The organism is Streptomyces sp. NPDC057616 (genome assembly GCF_042800575.1).
Classification (GTDB): domain Bacteria; phylum Actinomycetota; class Actinomycetes; order Streptomycetales; family Streptomycetaceae; genus Streptomyces.
The window spans coordinates 105,153-123,827 of sequence record NZ_JBHVGU010000022.1; the positions used below are offsets into that span (position 1 = coordinate 105,153).

Annotated in this window: 15 protein-coding genes; 6 read left to right on the plus strand and 9 right to left on the minus strand. The window is 71.3% G+C overall.

What is annotated here, in order from left to right; genetic code table 11:
• Nucleotides 1-185: 185 nt before the first annotated feature.
• Genes ACFU97_RS26785 through ACFU97_RS26800 form a run of 4 tightly spaced genes read left to right on the plus strand, consistent with a single transcriptional unit; the run spans nt 186 to nt 3,971 of the window.
• Nucleotides 186-1,103 (plus strand): SDR family NAD(P)-dependent oxidoreductase, encoded by a 918-nt coding sequence (locus ACFU97_RS26785; protein ID WP_384261185.1) that lies wholly within the window; start codon nt 186-188, stop codon nt 1,101-1,103.
• On the plus strand, nt 1,103-1,978 hold the full coding sequence (locus ACFU97_RS26790) for an amidohydrolase family protein (protein WP_384261187.1): 876 nt from the start codon (nt 1,103-1,105) through the stop codon (nt 1,976-1,978). The genes ACFU97_RS26785 and ACFU97_RS26790 overlap by 1 nt, the downstream gene beginning before the upstream one ends.
• 10 nt (nt 1,979-1,988) lie before the next feature.
• On the plus strand, nt 1,989-3,500 hold the full coding sequence (locus ACFU97_RS26795) for a long-chain fatty acid--CoA ligase (RefSeq protein ID WP_384261190.1): 1,512 nt from the start codon (nt 1,989-1,991) through the stop codon (nt 3,498-3,500).
• 15 nt (nt 3,501-3,515) lie between these two features.
• Entirely contained in the window at nt 3,516-3,971 is a 456-nt protein-coding gene (locus tag ACFU97_RS26800) for a MaoC family dehydratase (protein WP_384261192.1), read from the plus strand.
• Here ACFU97_RS26800 and ACFU97_RS26805 read toward each other — a convergent pair.
• From ACFU97_RS26805 to ACFU97_RS26845, 9 genes are all read right to left on the minus strand, one after another.
• A complete protein-coding gene (locus tag ACFU97_RS26805) occupies nt 3,962-4,792 on the minus strand; it encodes a PaaX family transcriptional regulator C-terminal domain-containing protein (RefSeq protein ID WP_384261194.1) in 831 nt (276 codons plus the stop codon). The two genes, ACFU97_RS26800 and ACFU97_RS26805, sit on opposite strands and share 10 nt — an antisense overlap.
• A gap of 24 nt (nt 4,793-4,816) precedes the next feature.
• The gene (locus tag ACFU97_RS26810; RefSeq protein ID WP_384261196.1) at nt 4,817-5,668 is read right to left on the minus strand and encodes a hypothetical protein; all 852 of its coding nucleotides are present in this window, start codon (nt 5,666-5,668) and stop codon (nt 4,817-4,819) included.
• Nucleotides 5,668-7,341 (minus strand): histidinol-phosphatase, encoded by a 1,674-nt coding sequence (locus ACFU97_RS26815; RefSeq protein WP_384261198.1) that lies wholly within the window; start codon nt 7,339-7,341, stop codon nt 5,668-5,670. Before ACFU97_RS26815 ends, ACFU97_RS26810 begins: the two co-directional genes overlap by 1 nt.
• A gap of 20 nt (nt 7,342-7,361) precedes the next feature.
• On the minus strand, nt 7,362-9,194 hold the full coding sequence (locus ACFU97_RS26820) for a LamG-like jellyroll fold domain-containing protein (protein WP_384261201.1): 1,833 nt from the start codon (nt 9,192-9,194) through the stop codon (nt 7,362-7,364).
• A 67-nt stretch (nt 9,195-9,261) separates the two neighbouring features.
• A complete protein-coding gene (locus ACFU97_RS26825) occupies nt 9,262-12,180 on the minus strand; it encodes a glycoside hydrolase family 2 TIM barrel-domain containing protein (RefSeq protein WP_384261202.1) in 2,919 nt (972 codons plus the stop codon).
• Nucleotides 12,177-13,040: a carbohydrate ABC transporter permease gene (locus tag ACFU97_RS26830; protein WP_384261205.1), complete on the minus strand. Its 864-nt coding sequence runs from the start codon at nt 13,038-13,040 to the stop codon at nt 12,177-12,179. The genes ACFU97_RS26825 and ACFU97_RS26830 overlap by 4 nt, the downstream gene beginning before the upstream one ends.
• Nucleotides 13,041-13,054: 14 nt before the next feature.
• Nucleotides 13,055-14,011, minus strand: coding sequence for a carbohydrate ABC transporter permease (locus ACFU97_RS26835; RefSeq protein WP_384261207.1), 957 nt, complete (start codon nt 14,009-14,011; stop codon nt 13,055-13,057).
• Nucleotides 14,011-15,297: an ABC transporter substrate-binding protein gene (locus ACFU97_RS26840; RefSeq protein WP_384261210.1), complete on the minus strand. Its 1,287-nt coding sequence runs from the start codon at nt 15,295-15,297 to the stop codon at nt 14,011-14,013. The genes ACFU97_RS26835 and ACFU97_RS26840 overlap by 1 nt, the downstream gene beginning before the upstream one ends.
• A gap of 70 nt (nt 15,298-15,367) precedes the next feature.
• Entirely contained in the window at nt 15,368-16,387 is a 1,020-nt protein-coding gene (locus ACFU97_RS26845; protein WP_384261212.1) for a carbohydrate kinase family protein, read from the minus strand.
• A gap of 126 nt (nt 16,388-16,513) precedes the next feature.
• On the opposite strand from ACFU97_RS26845, the gene ACFU97_RS26850 reads away from it, so the two are divergent.
• Nucleotides 16,514-17,278 (plus strand): DeoR/GlpR family DNA-binding transcription regulator, encoded by a 765-nt coding sequence (locus ACFU97_RS26850; protein WP_384261214.1) that lies wholly within the window; start codon nt 16,514-16,516, stop codon nt 17,276-17,278.
• Nucleotides 17,275-18,612, plus strand: coding sequence for a 6-phospho-beta-glucosidase (locus ACFU97_RS26855; protein ID WP_384261217.1), 1,338 nt, complete (start codon nt 17,275-17,277; stop codon nt 18,610-18,612). Before ACFU97_RS26850 ends, ACFU97_RS26855 begins: the two co-directional genes overlap by 4 nt.
• The last annotated feature ends 63 nt before the right edge of the window (nt 18,613-18,675 follow it).

The window sequence follows — 18,675 nt, forward strand, 5'->3', positions numbered from 1 at the left end:
TCGATGGGCTGCGGGGCGGCGTGCTGGCGTGTGATGGCGGGCTCCCTGGGCTCGGTGCGTGGTCGAGATTCCAGCATGCCGCACCCATGGGTCGCCAACAACTATTGACGTCAACAATTATTGCTCTTAGCTTCGATCTCGCAGTCGCACCCCGCACCCGCACGTCGAAGTGAAGGGACCCACCCGTGCCCAGCATCGATCTCACCGGCAAGGCCGCCGTCGTCACCGGCAGCGGCCGGGGCCTCGGCCTCGCCTACGCGCACGCCCTGGCCGCCCACGGCGCGTCCGTGGTCGTCAACGACGTCGACGAGGCCGTGGCCGAGGCGGCCGTGAAGTCCATCACCGAGGCGGGCGGCAGCGCCGTGGCCGAGGTGGTCCCGGTCGGCACGAGCGAGGCCGCCGACCGGCTGGTGGCCCGTGCCGTCGAGGCGTTCGGGCGGCTCGACGTCCTGGTCACCAACGCCGGCATCCTGCGCGACAAGGTGCTGTGGAAGATGTCGGACGAGGACTTCGACGCGGTGATCACCACCCACCTCAAGGGCACCTTCACCTGCGCCCGGGCCGCCGCCGTCCGTATGCGCGAGCAGGGCGAGGGCGGCACGCTGATCCTGGTCGGCTCCCCGGCCGGCCAGCGCGGCAACTTCGGGCAGACCAACTACGCCGCCGCCAAGGCAGGCATCGCCGCCATGGCCCGTACCTGGTCGATGGAGCTGGGCCGCGCGAACATCACCGTCAACGCGATCGTGCCGGTCGCGGCGACCGCGATGACCGAGACGATCCCCGCCTTCGCGCCGTACGTCGAGGCACTGAAGAACGGGCAGCCCTTCCCGGACTTCCTGCGCAAGGGCGAGGGCTTCGGCACGCCCGAGGACTGCGCGGCCCTGGTTCCCTTCCTCGCCTCCGAGGCCGCCCGGGGCATCACCGGCCAGGCCATCGGCATCGGCGGCGACAAGGTGGCACTCTGGTCCCATCCGCAGGAGGTCAAGGCGGCGTACGCCGACGGCGGCTGGACTCCGGACGCCCTGGCCGACGCCTTCCCGACGTCCGTGGGCGCCGAGCTCCAGACGGTCGGCATCCCCGCGCCCAAGCTCCCGGTGGCGTGATGGACATCCAGGACCTGGTGGCGATCGACGTCCACACCCACGCGGAGGTCTCCTCCAAGGGCCACTCCTCCCTGGACGACGACCTGCACGACGCCTCCTCCGCCTACTTCAAGGTCGAGGGCAAGCGGAAGCCGACCCTGGAGGAGACCGCCGCGTACTACCGCGAGCGGAAGATGGCCGCCGTGATCTTCACGGTGGACGCCGAGTCCGCGACCGGCACCGCGCCCGTCCCGAACGAGGAGGTCGCCGAGGCGGCCGCCGCCAACTCCGACGTCCTTGTCCCCTTCGCCTCCATCGACCCCTTCCGCGGCAAGGCGGGCGTGCGGCAGGCCCGCCGCCTGGTCGAGGAGTACGGGGTCAAGGGCTTCAAGTTCCACCCCAGCATCCAGGGCTTCTTCCCCGACGACCGCGCGGTGGCGTACGGCCTCTACGAGGTGATCGAGGAGACCGGCACGATCGCCCTCTTCCACACGGGCCAGACCGGCATCGGCGCCGGCGTCCCCGGCGGGGGCGGCATCCGCCTCAAGTACTCCAACCCGCTCCATGTCGACGACGTGGCCGCCGACTTCCCGCACCTGAAGATCATCCTGGCGCATCCGTCCTTCCCCTGGCAGGACGAGGCGCTCGCCGTCGCCACTCACAAGCCGGGCGTGCACATCGACCTGTCCGGCTGGTCGCCGAAGTACTTCCCGCCGCAGCTCGTGCAGTACGCCAACACGCTGCTCAAGGACAAGGTCCTCTTCGGCTCCGACTTCCCCGTCCTCACCCCCGACCGCTGGCTCAAGGACTTCGAGCAACTGCCGATCAAGGACGAGGTCAGGCCGAAGATCCTCAAGGAGAACGCCGCCCGCCTGCTCGGGCTGGCCAAGCCGTAAGGGGCCGTAGATGCGCAATGAGGGACTGGGGTCGTGGCCCGCACGCCGGGCCCGCAAGACCCCGCACCGCACCGCCCTGATCCACGGCGGCACCTCGCTCACGTACGCGCGGCTGTACGACCGCACCACCCGCCTCGCCCACGCGCTGCGCGCCCGCGGCATCCGGCGCGGCGACCGCATCGCCTACCTCGGCCCCAACCACCCCTCGTACCTGGAGACCCTGTTCGCGGCGGGCACGCTCGGCGCGGTCTTCGTCCCGCTCAACACCCGTCTCGCGGGTCCGGAGATCGCCTTCCAGCTCGCCGACTCCGGGGCGAAGGCCCTCGTCCACGGCCCCGCGCACACCGGCCTCGTCGCCGGGCTGCCGGGCGACACCGACGTGCGGACCTACGTCGAGGTCGGCCCTGAGTACGAGGAGTTGACGGCCAGGGCGGCGGACGAGCCGATCGACGAACCGGTCGCACCCGACGACACCTGCATCATCATGTACACCTCGGGGACCACCGGCCGCGCCAAGGGCGCGATGCTCACCCACGGCAACCTCACCTGGAACGCGCTGAACGTCCTCGTCGACACCGACCTGATCGCCGACGAACGCGCCCTGGTCAGCGCGCCGTTGTTCCACACGGCCGGCCTGAACATGCTGACGCTGCCGGTGCTGCTCAAGGGCGGCACCTGCGTCCTGGTGGAGGCCTTCGACCCCGAGGCGACCTTCGACCTGATCGAACGGCACCGGATCACCTTCATGTTCGGGGTGCCGACCATGTTCGAGCAGGTGGCCCGGCACCCGCGCTGGCCGGACGCGGACCTGTCCAGCCTGCGCATCCTCACCTGCGGCGGCTCCCCGGTGTCCACCCCGCTGATCGCCGCCTACCAGGAACGGGGCCTGACCTTCCTCCAGGGCTACGGCATGACCGAGGCGTCCCCCGGCACGCTCTTCCTGGACGCCGAGCACGCGGTGAGCAAGGCGGGTTCGGCCGGCGTCCCGCACTTCTTCAGCGATGTCCGCGTCGTCCGGCCGGACTTCACCCCGGTCGGCGCCGGCGAGACCGGCGAGGTGGTGGTCCGCGGCCCGCACGTCATGCCCGGCTACTGGGGGCTGCCCGAGGAGACGGCCCGCACCTTCACCGACGGCTGGTTCCGCAGCGGGGACGCGGCCCAGGTCGACGAGGACGGCTACGTCCGCATCGTCGACCGCATCAAGGACATGATCATCTCCGGCGGCGAAAACATCTACCCCGCCGAGATCGAGGACCTGCTCCTCGCCCACCCGGACATCGTCGAGTGCGCGGTCATCGGCGTGCCGGACGACACATGGGGCGAGGTGCCGCGCGCGGTCGTCGTCGCGCGCGAGGGCGCCGAGCTCGACCCCGACGAGGTGCTGGCCTCCCTGTCCGGCCGCCTCGCCAAGTACAAGATCCCCAAATCGGTGGCGCTCGCGGACGAACTCCCGCGCACCGCCTCCGGAAAGCTCCTGAAGTCCCGGGTGCGCAAGCGCTACGGCACTCCCCGACTCCCGTAAGGAACAAGGCTGCTCATGAGCGTCACCGTCAACGGCATCGACGAGCTGAAGAAGCTCGCCGGCAGCGACCTCGGCACCAGCGAGTGGATCGAGGTCACCCAGCGGCGCATCGACACCTTCGCCGACGCCACCGGCGACCACCAGTGGATCCACGTGGACCCCGAGCGGGCGAAGGAGGGCCCCTTCGGCGCGCCCATCGCGCACGGCTGTCTGACCCTCTCCCTGTTCATCCCCCTGTTCACCGAACTGCTCGACGTCCAGGGCGTGACGACGAAGGTCAACTACGGCCTGAACAGGGTCCGTTTCCCCGCACCGGTGAAGGCCGGCTCCCGCATCCGGCTGACCGGCAGGCTCGCCGCGGTCGAGGACGTGCCGGGCGGGGTGCAGATCACCGTGGACGGCACGATCGAGATCGAGGGCGGCACCAAGCCGGCCGCCGTGCTGCAGAGCCTGTCGCGCTTCTACGCCTGATCGGAGCGGACCGGCACCAGGTCGAGAAGGCGCCGCGCGGCCTCGCGCGCGAGCGGGGTGAGCCGGTCGTGCACCGTCCGGAACGTCTTCTCGGCCCGCTCCGCCGGCCAGTCGTCCGGCAGGTGCTTGACCGGCAGGCGCGGGTCGCCGCGGATGATCCGCAGCCACTCGGTGTGCAGCCGCAGCCGCAGTACGAGGGCGTCCTCGGGCTGCGGCCGCGGGCTCTCCCGGCCCTGCCAGCGTTGCGTGAACTCCTCGTAGCGCGCGGCCAGTTCGGGCAGCTGCCAAGTCTCCTCGATCATCGCGCCGATGTCCATGCCGACGTCGGCGTGCGCGCGGAAGACCTTCACGTGGGCGGACAGGCCGAGCTCGGCGACGAGCTCCGCCACGTCGACCTCGCCCGGCGCGATCCACAGACCGCTGAACAGCGGGCCGAAGCCGCTCCAGGTGAGCTTGGAGCGCAGGTCGTGCCGCTGCCGCTGCCAGGACTCGGGGAGCGAGAAGCCGAGCAGGGTCCAGGTGCCGTCCCAGTCGCGGTTGACCGCGCCGGTGTGCCAGATGCGCAGCTCCCCGTCCCGCAGCACGGCCCGCGCGTGCTCCGTCAGGCCGAAGTACATCCGGCGGCCCTCGCGCTGGCGGCGCAGCAGCCCGCGGTTGACCATCCGGGTCAGGGTCGAGCGGGTCGCCTGCTCGCCGACTCCGGCGCGCTCGAACACGTCGATCACGCTGCCCGAGTACACGCAGACGTCCCGCCCGAGCACCTGGTCGCCCAGGAACGTCAGCAGCAGGGACTGGGGCCGCAGCGACTCCTCACCTGTCATGCGGCCACCGTACGTCGTCCCCGGTCAGCTCGTCGTCTGCCGGTACGCGTACACCGTCGTGGCCACGGCGCACACCCCCGGGGGGACGACCTCCGCGCGCAGCGTGCCGCTGTTCACGTCGTAGTCGACGCCTTCCGCCTCGAACGTGCCGTCCGTGCACAGGCTCTGCTGCGGCAGGCCGAACAGCGCCGTGACCGAGCCGGTGACCGGCTGCCCGTCCAGCTGGTGCGGCAGGTCGACCTGGAGGAGGGGGCGGCTGACGGGGAAGAGCTGACCCGACGCGTCGTCCGAGGCGCACACCAGGCGGGTGTCCGTCACGAAGTCGCAGCCCTGGATGTCGCGCACCGGCCTGTCCAGGGTGATCTGCCACGCCTCCTTCAGCTCGCCGCCCTGCTGCGGGGTGGACGGGTTGAGCAGGGGGGCCGGGAAGACCTGGAGCCGGTTCTGGTCGCCCCACTCGCCCGACACCAGCCACTGCCCGTCCGGCGAGACGGCCGCGAAGGAGTTGTTGACCTTCTCGCCCGGGTTCAGCGGGTGCACGTACTCGTAGCGCCTCCCGGCCGGCGTGGTGACCGCGAACATCTTCGACGTGGCCGTGTCGGCGCCCTGGTAGGCGTCGAAGGTGTAGCCGCGCGCCACGTCCGGGTCACCGACGTGGTTCCATCCCTTGATTCTGAGGCTCAGCGGGATGTCCGCGAGACCCCGGTACAGCAGCGAGCCGTCGGCGCGGCTCGCCAGGCCCTGCCCGCCGCCCAGCGAGTCGGTGTACGACGTACCGGCCGGCGCCCAGTGGGGCTGCCCAGAGGCGAAGGCGCTCGGGGCGCCGAGCGCCAGGACGGAGGTCAATGCGGCCAGAGCAGCGAGCTGACGCTTCATCAGGCACCTGTCACGTCTACGAAGATGGGGTTGGAATAGAACCACGTATCGGCCCACGGGTCACCGTCGCCGGGCTCGTGCGGAATCGGCCCGTGCGGGTCGACCGAGGCACCGAGGTAGCCGGCGCCGTGCCGGTTGCCGTCGCTGCCGCGCAGCCGGACGTAGAAGGACTCCTCGCCCGCGGTCAGCGGGACGCGCAGGGTGAACGTGCCCCGGCGGCCGGACACGTCCTGCGTGCCGACGACCCTGGTGTCGGGCGCCCGCCAGGTGTCCCGGTCGCTCACCGGGCCGCGCACCGCGCCGCGGATCACGTCCACGTGCGCCAACCGGGGCAGGATTCCCCGGGGGTTGGCCCGGGAGGCCGTCGTCACCGTCACGGACAGGGTGATCCTCTCGCCCCCGCGGACGCGCAGCCGCCCGCCCAGAGTGACGCCGCGCCCGTGGTCGCGCTCGCGCTTCAGGCGGACGTCGAGCCCGTCGAGCAGATGCCCGTGGTCGAGCCAGACGCGGCCCGCGCGCAGCCCCGCCATCACCGCGCGGTGACCGTAGCGCGTCACACCGACGTGGGTGCGGCTGAACTGGCCGGGCCAGAAGTCGCTGCCCGGCTGCGGGGTGTCGGTGTTCACCGGGTCGGGCAGCCTGCCGGTGTTGTCGAAGTTCTGCCCGGCCGGCCAGTCGCCGTTCCTCCAGGTGTCGAAGACCGTGCGGTGGTTGTCGGAGTTGGTGGTGATCGTGAAGAGGCGGCCCTCCGACAGCATCGCGTCCCACAGGCCGCCGACGGTCGCGGTCGCCCAGTCGAAGCCGCCGTAGGTGAGGTACGCGTCGGCCGGGTAGCCCGGCCAGGACTGCGCGGATGGCTTGTTCTCGTACTCGCCGCGGATGGAGGTGTTGCCGCGCCAGCCGGGGATCGCCGAGCCCTGGGCGCCGGGCGCGCCCTCCATGCCGATCATGATCTCGGGGGCCGCGTCGCGCCAGTCGCGCATCTCGTGCGGGGAGTCGATGCCCAGGCGCAGGGGATGGTTGGCGAGGACGAGCACGTCGTCGACGTAGCCCGAACGGCGCTGCTCCGCCAGCCACTTGACCGCCTTGACGGCGTGCGCCTCGTTGCGGGCGGTGTCGGCGTCGGCGGCGCCGCCCTTGTCGTAGCCGAGCAGCTTGCCGTCGTAGGCGAGCTCGAACCGTGTGAGCAGGTCGGTCTCGTGCGGGCCGGGCGCGGCGAACACGGTGCCGTGCTCGGCGGCCGGGATGTACCACTCCAGGCCCTGGAAGATGAGCTGGCGCGGGTTCTCCCGGCGGGCCCTGGCGATCTCGGCGTGCTCCAGCCGCGCGCCGTACTGCGCGTGCCCGAAGTTGGCGTGCTCGTTGAACACCATCCAGTCCAGGCCGTACTTGGCGGCGGCGCGCGCCTGCTGGGAGAAGGTGTACTTCGCGTCATGGCTGTAGACGGAGTGCACATGGTGGTCGCCGACCAGGTAGGCCAGGCGCGGGTCCTCGCCGCCGAGGCCGCGCCGGTCGGCGGCGAGGGCGGGTGTGGCCGCCGCGCCGCCGAGCGCGAACGCCGCGCCGAACAGGCCCGCGCGGCGCAGGAGTCCGCGTCGCGACATGCCCTGGGCGTCGAGCTCGGCGGGAGGGACGGCGGGGTCGGCCCAGGCGGGCAGCTGCTGCTCGGTCATGGTGATCCTCGGCATGGGGGTCAGCGGGTCATGAAGGAGGCGACGGGCAGCGCCCGCGAGACGATCCGGACGTCGCCGAGGCGGCCGTGCAGGATCTGGTCGATGGTGTCGGCGTACATGTAGCCGCCGAGCAGCCAGGGCAGGCCGGTGGAGGTGATGCCGATCGCGGCGGCCTTCGGATTGCGGACGACGGGACAGCCCTCGACGTAGAGGATCGTGTGCCGTCCGTCGTTGACGACGGCGAGGTGCCGCCAGGTCTCCAGCGGTGTCTCCTGGCCCCAATTGGTGGCGATGCCCTCCTGGTTGAGCGGGCGCATCGCCCACTGGGGCTCGCGGTCGTCGGACAGCGACAGCGTGGCCAGGGGCTCGTCGGGGTCGTCGGCGGTCTTGCCCGCGTCGCCGCCCGTGCCGCCGCGGCCGAGGATGCCGGCCCAGGCGTGGTGGGCCGGATCCCAGTCGGCGGGCAGCCGGAAGAACGCCTCGATGGTGTAACCGCCCCTGAAGGTCGCCGAGTTGAGCGGGGCTGCGTCGACCGTGCGCAGATACGCGCCCTTCAGCGGCGACTTGTACCCCGTGAACTCCAGGCTGCCGTGGCCCGGTTGGTCGGGGTGGTGGTCCGGCGACCAGCCGAGCGTGCCGCCGCCGACGGAGACCACGGTGAGGTCGTTGCCGTGACCGGACAGGTCGCGGACGGTGCCGGAGACGGCCGAGTCGAAGCGCCAGTAGGCGGCCGTGCCGCGCACGAGCACCGCGGAGGCGGGCCGTGCCGGGCGGGCCGGCTCGGGGTCGAAGCCGGAGAAGCGCTCCGCGAAGTCGATGCCGACGGAGAAGCGGTCCGCGTCGCCGCTGAGCTCCAGCTCCTGCCGCTCCAGCGCGTTGAGCCCCTTCTTCGCCCGGCCGAGGATCCACGGCGAGACCGTCTCCACGTCGATGACGTCGCGGTCCAGGTCGAAGTGGTAGAGGCGGATCATCGCCGCGCCGCCGAAGTAGCGGTTCTGGTAGTTGGTGAGATGGAGGTGGACCGTGTTGCCGGCCGCGTTGGTGCGCGTCGCCCGGCCTGCGGGCCAGTAGTGACCGTTGAGCGTGAGGAAGATCTGGTCGTGGCCGTCGACCAGCTCGTCCCACACCTGCTGCCCGTGGTCGGACAACTGGCCTTCCCCGACGACGAGTTCGTGCGTGGTGAGGATGACCGGGGTCTTCGGGTGGCGCGCGAGCACGTCCTTCGCCCAGGCGTACCCCTGCGCCGACGGCCGCCAGTCCAGCGCCAGCACCAGCCACTCGCGCCCGGCGGCGCGGAAGAGATGGAAGGTGTGGTAGCCATCCGGGGAGGCGCCCCCGAACGTGGGCAGGCCCTTGAAGCGCTGCGGGCCGAACGCGTCCAGGTACGGCGACGGGCCGCGCCGGTCGTCCGTCGACGACCTGACGTCGTGGTTGCCGGCCAGCACGCTGTAGCCGACACCCCGCCGGTCGAGCAGCCCGAACGCCTCGCTGATGGCGGCGAACTCCTCCTCGGCCCCGTTCTGGGTGAGGTCACCGAGATGGGACAGGAAGACGATGTTGTCCGCGGACGCGCCGCCCTGCTCGAGCAGATACCGCAGGGACGCCTCGACGGGGGCGGGGTCGATGCTGGGCCCGTCGAAGAGGTACTGGGTGTCGGGCATCACGGCGAGGGTGAAGCGCCGGCTCTCCGTGTCGGGGCGCCGCCTGTTCTCCGAGGCGGCCTGGGCGGTGGCCGGCAGCGCGACGCCGGCGGTGGCGGCGGCACCCAGCAGCGCGGTGGCCCGCAGGAAGCCGCGCCGTCCGGCACCTGCCTGCGGGGCCTCACCCTGGCTGTGGTCATGCGCAGTACACACGTGTGCTCCGTGAGGGACGTCGAGAAGAGGACTCGTCAGGGACTTCGGGCGAGCGGAACAGGGAAACTCAGAGCACGCGCAGCGTCCAGCTCCAGCGGTGGACGCCCGGGCGGATCAGGTACGCGGCGGAGGTGTCGGGGCCGCAGGACGCCGTGCCCAGGCCCCGGTGCGCCGCGTCGAGGTGCACGACGCACCCCGGGCGCGGCACCAGTTCGTCGTGGTGCGCGGCGGCGGTCAGGTCCTCGGCGCGGAACCGGGTCACCGAGACCTGGCGCGGCTCGTCCAGCTCGATCGCGAGCCCGGTCGCGTCCGGCGCGGACAGCGTGAAGTGCCGTACGCCGTGCCGGCCGCCGCTCTCCTGCGGGCGCAGATAGGGGGTGAACAACGCGTCGACGGGCAGGGCGTGATGGCCGACGGGCGCGCCCGCGCCGCGGTCGGGGTACGACTCCCAGGGCCCCTGCCCGAACCACTCCAGCAGGTCGAGGCCCGCCGCGGTCTCGAAGACCGTGCCGACCCGCGCCACGTCGTCGAACTCCTCGGGCAGCTCCGCCTCCTCGCCGACCAGGATGCCGCCCTCGACCGGGGTGAGCACCTGCCGGTGCCGTACGACACCGGCCGCTCCGGCGTACTCGGCGTCCACGGTGACCCGGCCGCCGTCCCGTCGTACCGAGACGGCCTTGCGGACCAGGGCGTCGAGCCCCCACGCCCGCCAGCGCGGGGCCGTGCCGCCGAGCTCGTCGTTGTCGGTGGGCGCCCGCCACAGGCAGAGCGTGGGGCCGGCGGTCAGCAGGGGATGGAGCAGCAGGCCCTCGTCGTCGACCCGTACGACACCCTCCACCGGCACGTCCCAGGACACGGAGGGCCCGCGCAGCCGCACCTGCGGCACGCACATCTCCGTCCCGCGCGGTGCCCACGGCAGGTCCTCGGCCGTCGTCACCCGCAGCGTCAGCCAGGCCTCGCCGCCGTCGCGCGGCACCGTGAAGGGCAGCGGCACGGCGGCCGTCTCGCCCGGTCGCAGCGCGGGCAGTTCGGCCGGTGCGGTCAGCGTGCGGCCGTCGGCCAGGGACAGCTCCCAGGTGCCGGCCAGCCACTCCAGGCCGCGGAAGTGCTGGTGGTTGCCGAGCACGATGCCCTCGTGCCGGTAGCACTCGATGCGTACGGGCGCCGCGATCTCCCGGTGCTCGTACAGCGCGGGCTTCGGGGTGCGGTCGGGGAAGACGACGCCGTCGGCGACGAACGCGCCGTCGTGGATCGTCTCGCCGAAGTCGCCGCCGTAGGCCCAGCGGTGGCCGGGTGCGGTGACACCGTTGTCGTACAGCCCGGCGCCCGCGCGCCCGGCAGGTCTGCCGTCGCTCACGCGTTGCAGGATTCCGTGGTCCCAGAACTCCCAGATGAACCCGCCCTGAAGACCCGGCGTGGACTCGATGGCCGCCCAATGGTCCGCCAGGGTGCCGTTGCTGTTGCCCATCGCGTGGCTGTACTCGCACTGGATGAGGGGCCTGGTCTGGTGGCCCGAGAGGGCGTGCGCCACGCAGTCCTCGATCGGCGCGTACATGGGGCAGGCGATGTCGGAGGCGTCGTCGGTCGCAGCCCAGTCCAGCTTGGCGGCGCCCTCGTACTGGATCGGCCGGGACGGGTCGTGGCGGCGCACCCAGCCCGCCGCCGCGTCGTGGTTCGCGCCGTAGTCGGACTCGTTGCCCAGCGACCAGACGATGACCGAGGGATGGTTCCTGTCCCGCAGCACCATCCGTGAGACGCGGTCCACGAAGGCGTTCAGATAGCGCGGGTCGTCGGCGATCTCGTGGGCGTGGTCGTGGGACTCGACGTCCGCCTCGTCGACGACGTAGAGGCCGAGTTCGTCGGCGAGGTCGTAGAGGGCCGGGTCGGCCGGGTAGTGCGAGGTGCGGACCGCGTTGAAGCCGAAGCGCTTGAGGAGGGTCAGGTCCGCGCGCAGGTCGTCGGGGGAGACCGTGCGGCCGGTCAGCGGGTGGAAGTCGTGTCGGTTGACGCCGCGGACGAACACGCGCTCGCCGTTGACCAGCAGGTCCCGGCCGGCGATCTCGACGTCGCGGAAGCCGACGCGGTGGCGGGAGGTGTCGGCGACGGTGCCGTCCGGGCGGTGCAGGCGGACGGTGAGGTCGTACAGCTCGGGCGTCTCCGCGTTCCAGGTGCGCACCTCGGGCACGGTGGCCCGGATGCGGGCCTCGCCGAGGAAGTCGGAGACCCTCTCGTCCTCGGCGTTCAGGCGGTCGAACTCCCGGTCCTGGGCGAGCGGCCGGCCGTCCAGGTCGGCGCTTACGTGCCACCCGCCCGGCAGCGCGCCCCGCGCGTCGCGCACGCGGCAGTCGACGCACAGGGCGCCGTCGTACCCGGCGCGCACGGTGACGTCGGCCAGGTGCAGGGGGTCGGTCGCGTACAGCAGCACCGACCGCGTGATGCCCCCGTGCCACCAGTGGTCCTGGTCCTCGATGTGCGAGGCGTCCGACCACTTCACCACGGTCAGCCGCAGCACGAACCGCTCACCGGCGCGTACGACGCCGGTGAGGTCGAACTCGGCGGCCAGGTGGGAGTCCTTGGAGATGCCGACGGGCCGCCCGTCGACGTGCACGAGGAGCACGCTCTCGGCGGCGCCGACCTGGAGCACCATCCGGCGCCCGGACCAGTCGGCGGGCACGTCCACCTCGCGCTCGTGGACCCCCGTCGGGTTGGCTGCGGGGGAGCCGGGCGGGAACTCGGCGAACGGCATGCGGACGTTGGTGTACTGCGGCAGGTCGTCCGTGTCCTGGAGGGTCCAGGCGCCGGGGACGTACACCGTGGACCACACACCGCCGACCGGTGCGTCGGGAGCGGGCAGCAGCTGGAAGCGCCAGTCGCCGTCCAGGGAGAGGGCTCCGGAGCGCCGGTCGACGGCGTTCGCCGCGAGCCGCCCCCAGGAGGTCACCTCGGGTGCCTCCCAGGGACGGAGCGCGAGCAGCGGGTCGGTCAACGGATGGCTCCCTTGCCGAGGTCGCCGATGATCTGCTTGGCGCCGATCGCGAAGACGATCAGCAGGGGGACGAGGGCCAGCAGCGCGCCCGTCATGACCATTCCGTAGTCGGTGGTGCCGTGGACGCCGTTGAGCTGAGACAGCGCGACCTGGAGGGTGACGTTGTCGGGGTTGGTGAGGGCGACCAGGGGCCAGGCGTAGTCGTTCCACTGGCCCATGAAGGTGAAGATGCCGAGGAAGGCCAGGCCCGGCCGGACCACCGGGAGGGCCACGTGCCAGTACTGGCGCAGGAAGTTCGCCCCGTCGATCCGTGAGGCGTCCAGCAGTTCGTCGTGGATGGCGCTCCTCATGTACTGGCGCATCCAGAAGATGCCGAAGGCGTTGGCAGCCGCGGGCACGATCAGCGCCGTCATGGAGCCGATCCAGCCGATCTTCGCCATCATCACGAACTGCGGGATGATCGCCATCTGCGTCGGCACCATGAAGATCGCCATCAGCAGGACGAACAGCGCCCTGCGGCCCGGGAAGTCGAACTTGGCGAAGACGAACGCGGCCAGCGAGTCGAAGAACAGGACCAGGAAGGTCACCGCCGAGGCCACCAGCAGCGAGTTGAGCATCGAGCCGAAGAAGTCGATGTTGTCGAAGAGGCTGCGCAGGTTCTGCAGGAAGTGCGAGCCGGGCAGCAGCTTGGGCGGGTAGGAGAAGATCTCGCTGGAGGTGTGGGTCGACATGATGACGGCCCAGTAGAACGGGAAGGCCGACAGCAGCAGTCCGGCGATGAGGACGGCGTGCAGCGCGATGCCCCGGCCGCGGGTTCCCTTGATGCCGCGGGGGCGCCTGGTGTGCTGGAGGGATGCCATGGCGTTCCGGCCTCCTAGTCTTCGCCCCGGCGCTGCACCAGCCGCCAGTTGATGATCGAGAAGATGACGACGACGAGGAAGATCCCCCACGCCACGGCGGCGCCGTAGCCGAAGTCGTTGTTGTCGAAGGTCTGCTGGAAGAAGTAGAGGACCATCGTGCGGCCCGCGTGGCCCGGACCTCCGGAGAACGTGGAGTCGTTGGAGGTGTTCTGCAGCAGCACCTGCGCCTCGGTGAAGCTCTGCAGGCCGGTCACCGTCGAGACCACGAGCACGAACAGCAGCGTCGGCCGCAGCATCGGCAGCGTGATCCGGAAGAAGGTCTGCACGGGGTTCGCGCCGTCCACCCGTGCCGCCTCGTAGAGCTCGCTCGGGATGGTCTGCAGGCCGGCCAGGAAGATGATCGCGTTGTAGCCGGTCCACTGCCACGTCATCAGCGTCGCGATGGCGACCTTGATGCCCCAGGGCGTGTTCAGCCAGGCCACCTGGTCCAGGCCCACCGCCTGCAACAGGGCGTTCACCAGGCCGAAGTTGGTGGAGAAGACCGAGCCGAAGACGATGGCGATCGCGACGACCGAGGTGACGTTGGGCAGGAAGTAGGCGAAGCGGTAGCCGTTCTTGAAGCGGACCGCCGAGTTGAGCATCACGGCCGTGACCATCGCCAGGAAGATCATGGGGAAGGTGGCCAGCGCCCAGATCAGCAGCGTGTTGCCGATCGAGCTCCAGAAGTCGCTGTCGCTCAGCAGGTACTGGTACTGCGACAGGCCGGCCCACTCCATGGGGCCGAGGCCGTCCCAGCGGTGGAAGGAGAGATAGAGCGAGAAGCCGACGGGGACCAGGCCGAAGGCGAGGAAGAGGAGGTAGAAGGGGGAGATCGCGGCATACAGGTGCCAGTACTTGCGCAATCCCGAGCGGGGTCCGGCGGTCGAGGTCCGCGCCGCGATGACGGGAGGCTTCTCCAGGGCGGTGGCCATCAGTAGCTCACCCCCAGGTGCTTCGCGATGCGCCGGCACTTGCTCATGGCGTCACTCCAGGCCTTGTCCGGGTCCTTGCCGAGGACGCCGACGTTCTTGATCTCGTCCTTGATGGGCTGCCCGAGCGCCACGTCGTACGGGCTGTTGTAGGCGACCACGATCTTCTGCGCGGCCGGCCCGAACACGTCCGTGGTCACCTGGCCACCGAAGAACGGGTCGGGTTCGCGCAGTTGCTTCAGGCCGTAGGAGGCGGGCGTGGAGGGGAACAGGCCCGCGTCGACGTAACCCGAGGCCTGGTTGGCCGCGTTGAGCATCCACGCGATGATCTCGAAGGCCCGCTCGGGCTCCCGGCACGCCTTGGTGATCGACAGGAACGAGCCGCCGTTGTTGGACGGCCGCACCGGCATGTCGGCGATCCGCCACTTGCCCTTGGTCTTCGGGTTGCCGTTCTTGATGTCGTACGTCGCCCAGGAGGCGCCGAGCTGGCTGGGGAGCTTGCCGGTGTCCACCGCGGAGATCTGGTCGGGAGTGCCGGTGACGAGGTCGGAGACGATGCCGCGCCGCTTCGCCTCCACGGCGAGCCGCCAGGCGTGGCGCACATGCTCCTGGTCGCCGATGAAGTGGCGGTCCTTGTCGACGTAGCGCCTGCTGCCCTGCTGCACGATGTTCTCGAAGACGCTGTTGACGTCGGTGAGCAGCGAGGTCCCGCGGATCCGCTTCCTCAGCCGCTCGCCGGCCGCGAAGAACTTCTCCCAGGTGTTCAACTCCGCCGAGACGTCGGCGGGTTCGTAGGGCAGCCCCGCCTTCCGGAACACCTCGTACTGGTAGAAGTGCGCCACCGGGCCGCAGTCGATGGGGAAGCCGACCATGGTGCCGTCGTCGGCGATGCCCTGCTGCCACTTCCACGGCAGGTACTGGGACTCGTACTTCTGCGCGCCGAGCGTGCGCAGGTCCACGAACTGGTCGGCGTCGGGCAGATAGGACGCCATGTCCTCGCCCTTGAGGCCCGCGATGTCGGGGACGTGGGCGCGGCCGGTGAGCGTGGTGATCAGCTTGGACCGGTAGTAGCCGCCGATCTTGATGGCCTTGAGGTCCACCGTGGAGTCGTAACGGGCCTTGGCCTTCTTCAGGACCGTGTCGCCGAGGCCGCCGTCCCAGTACCACAGGACCATGTTCCGGCCGGTCGAGCCGGCCGGTACGGCACAGCCGGACGTCAGGCCGCCGAGGGCCGTGGCGGCCGTACCGGCCAGGCCCGCGCGCAGCAGGCCTCTTCGTGAGAGCCGCACAGCTCCCACCGCCTTTCGGATCTTTTCTGGACTTCGCATGAGAGGGGCGTCATGAGGGGGGCATGGGAGGTCACCACGGCCGCACGGGCGGCGTGACGGGGGCGTACCGGACCGGCGGGCCGACGTCCGCGGGGATCCGGTCCGCGAGGAAGCCGTACGCGCGCCGCAGCCCGGAGTCGGTCAGGGAGCGCCACCAGCGGTCGACGCCGTACCAGCCGGGGGCGGCCAGGGCGCCGCCGTGGTGGCGGACGGACAGTCCCGCCGCGAGCACGGCGAAGCGCAGCCGCTCCTCCAGCGGCCAGCCGCCGAGGGAGGCCGCCACGAAGCTCGCACCGAACACGTCGCCGGCGCCGGTGGCGTCCAGGACGTCCACGTCCAGCGCCGGCACCTCGGCGTACTCGCCGGTGGTCTGGTCGACGGCGACGGCGCCGTCCCGGCCCCGGGTCACCACGGCGACCGGCACCAGCTCGGAGAGCGTGCCGAGGGCCGCGACCGCGCTGCCGGTGCGGGTGTAGGCCATCGCCTCGGTCTCGTTGGGGAGGAATGCGTGGCACAGGGCGAGCTGGTCCAGCAGGTCCGGGGACCACTCCTGGGTGGGGTCCCAGCCGACGTCGGCGTAGATCTGCGTGCCGTTCGCGGCGGCCTTGGCGAGCCAGGCGCGCGGTTCGGTCTCGAGGTGGACGAGGGCGGTGCGCGCCTCGGGCGGGTCGCCCACCAGCGCGTCCTGGGAGTACGGGGGCTCCTGGCCGTGCGTGACCAGGGCCCGGTCGTGCCCGGCGGCCAGCGAGACGGTGACGGGGGTGGGCCAGCCGTCCGCGGTGCGGGAGAGCGAGAGGTCGACGCCTTCCTGGCCGCCGATGACGTCGCGGCAGTACGTGCCGTAGAAGTCGTCGCCGAAGACCGTGGCCAGCGAGGTGCGCAGGCCGAAGCGGGAGGCGGCCACCGCGAGGTTCGCGATGCCGCCGGGGCCGCAGCCCATGCCGGCCGTCCAGATCTCCTCGCCCGGCGCCGGCGGCTTCCCGAGCCCCGTGAGGACGAGGTCGTAGAAGAGCAGCCCGGTCAGCAGCACCTCGGGCCTGTCGTCGTCCACGCGCAGCCTCTCGTCAAAACACGTCAATTTCGATGACGGGAATCGTGCGCCGCTCCGCGAGATTGGTCAATACCCAAGCAGAAGTGAGCATAGAAATGATTGAAGATGACGAGTAGTGTTCACGGCGTGCTGGCTGAACGACGACATCAACTCATCCTGCGGGCCCTGCGCTCCGGCGGCCCCGCGTCCGTGACCGACCTCTCCGAGAAGCTGGACGTGAGTCCCGCCACGATCAGGCGCGACCTGGTCAAGCTGGAGGAGGACGGGCTGCTGACCCGCGTGCACGGCGGCGCCGTCGTGGAGGAGGGCGACCAGCCCTTCGCCGAGGTCGCCGAGGTGCGCGTGGCCGAGAAGGACGCGATAGCCGCGCGCGCCGCGGCGATGGTCGCCGACGGCCAGTCGGTACTGCTCGACATCGGCACCACCGCCTACCGGCTGGCCCGCCAGCTGCACGGCCGCCGCCTCACCGTGATCACCAGCAACCTGGTGGTCTACGAGGAGCTCGCCGACGACGAGGGCATCGAGCTGGTGCTGCTCGGCGGCATGGTGCGCCGCGAGTACCGCTCCCTGGTCGGCTTCCTCACCGAGGACAATCTGCGCCAGCTGCACGCGGACTGGCTCTTCCTGGGCACCAGTGGAGTGCGTCCGGGTGGGCAGGTGATGGACACGACGGTCGTCGAGGTGCCGGTCAAGCGCGCCATGATCAAGGCGAGCGACAAGGTCGTGCTGCTCGCGGACACGGCGAAGTTCCCGGGTACGGGGATGGCGAAGGTCTGCGGTCCCGAGGACCTGGACGCGGTGGTGACGAACGCGCAGGTCGACCCGGCGACCCGCTCCTCCCTGGAGGAGGCGGGCGTCGAGGTGGTCCTGGCAGGAAAGGTGCAAGGGTGAAGCTGACGATTCTGGGCGGCGGCGGGTTCCGGGTGCCGCTGGTGTACGGCGCGCTGCTGACCGACCACGCCGAGGGGCGGGTCACCGAGGTGGTGCTGCACGACCTGGACGCCGGCCGGCTGGGCGCGGTCGCCCGGGTCCTGGCCGAGCAGGCGGCGGGCCGTGCCGACGCCCCCACGGTGACCGTCACGACCGACCTCGACGCAGCCCTGCGCGGCGCCGACTTCGTCTTCTCCGCGATCCGCGTCGGCGGCCTGGAGGGCAGGGCGCAGGACGAGCGCGTGGCCCTCGCGGAGGGCGTCCTCGGTCAGGAGACCGTCGGCGCGGGCGGCATCGCCTACGGACTGCGCACCGTCCCGGTCGCCGTCGACATCGCCCGGCGCGTGGCCCGACTCGCACCCGAGGCCTGGGTCATCAACTTCACCAACCCGGCCGGCCTGGTCACCGAGGCGATGTCCCGCCACCTCGGCGACCGCGTCATCGGCATCTGCGACTCCCCGGTCGGACTCGGCCGCCGGATCGCCCGCGTCCTCGGCGGCAACCCGCAGGAGGCGTGGATCGACTACGTCGGCCTCAACCACCTCGGCTGGGTGCGCGGCCTGCACATCGCCGGCCGCGACGAGCTCCCGCGGCTGCTCGCCGACCCCGACCTGCTCGGCTCCTTCGAGGAGGGCAAGCTCTTCGGCGTCGACTGGCTGCAGTCCCTCGGCGCGATCCCCAACGAGTACCTGCACTACTACTACTTCAACCGCGAGGCCGTGCGCGCCTACCAGCAGGCCGAGAAGACCCGCGGCGCCTTCCTGCGCGACCAGCAGGCCCGCTTCTACGAGGAGATGCGCGACCCCGGCGCCGGTGCGCTCGCCGCCTGGGACCGCACCCGGGCCGAGCGCGAGGCGACGTACATGGCCGAGAACCGGGAGAGCGCGGGCGCCGGTGAACGCGACGCCGACGACCTCTCCGGCGGCTACGAGAAGGTCGCCCTCGCCCTGATGCGGGCCATCGCCCGCGACGAGCGCACCACGCTGATCCTCAACGTCCGCAACCGCGGGACCCTGTCGGTGCTCGACACCGAGGCCGTCATCGAGGTCCCGTGCCTGGTCGACGCCAACGGCGCCCACCCGGTCACCGTCGCCCCGCTGCCCGACCACGCCACCGGCCTGGTCTGCGCGGTCAAGGCGGTCGAGCGCGAGGTGCTGGCCGCCGCCGGGTCCGGCTCCCGGGCGACGGCGGTGAAGGCGTTCGCGCTGCATCCGCTCGTCGACTCCGTGAATGTGGCCCGACGGCTGGTCGAGGGCTACACGAACGTCCACCCGGGCCTTTCCTACCTGAAGTAAGCTCCGGGCGGAAAGCGCTTTCCCCTGCGCGCTCGCCGCCCCGCCGCCCTCTCTGGAGACCTC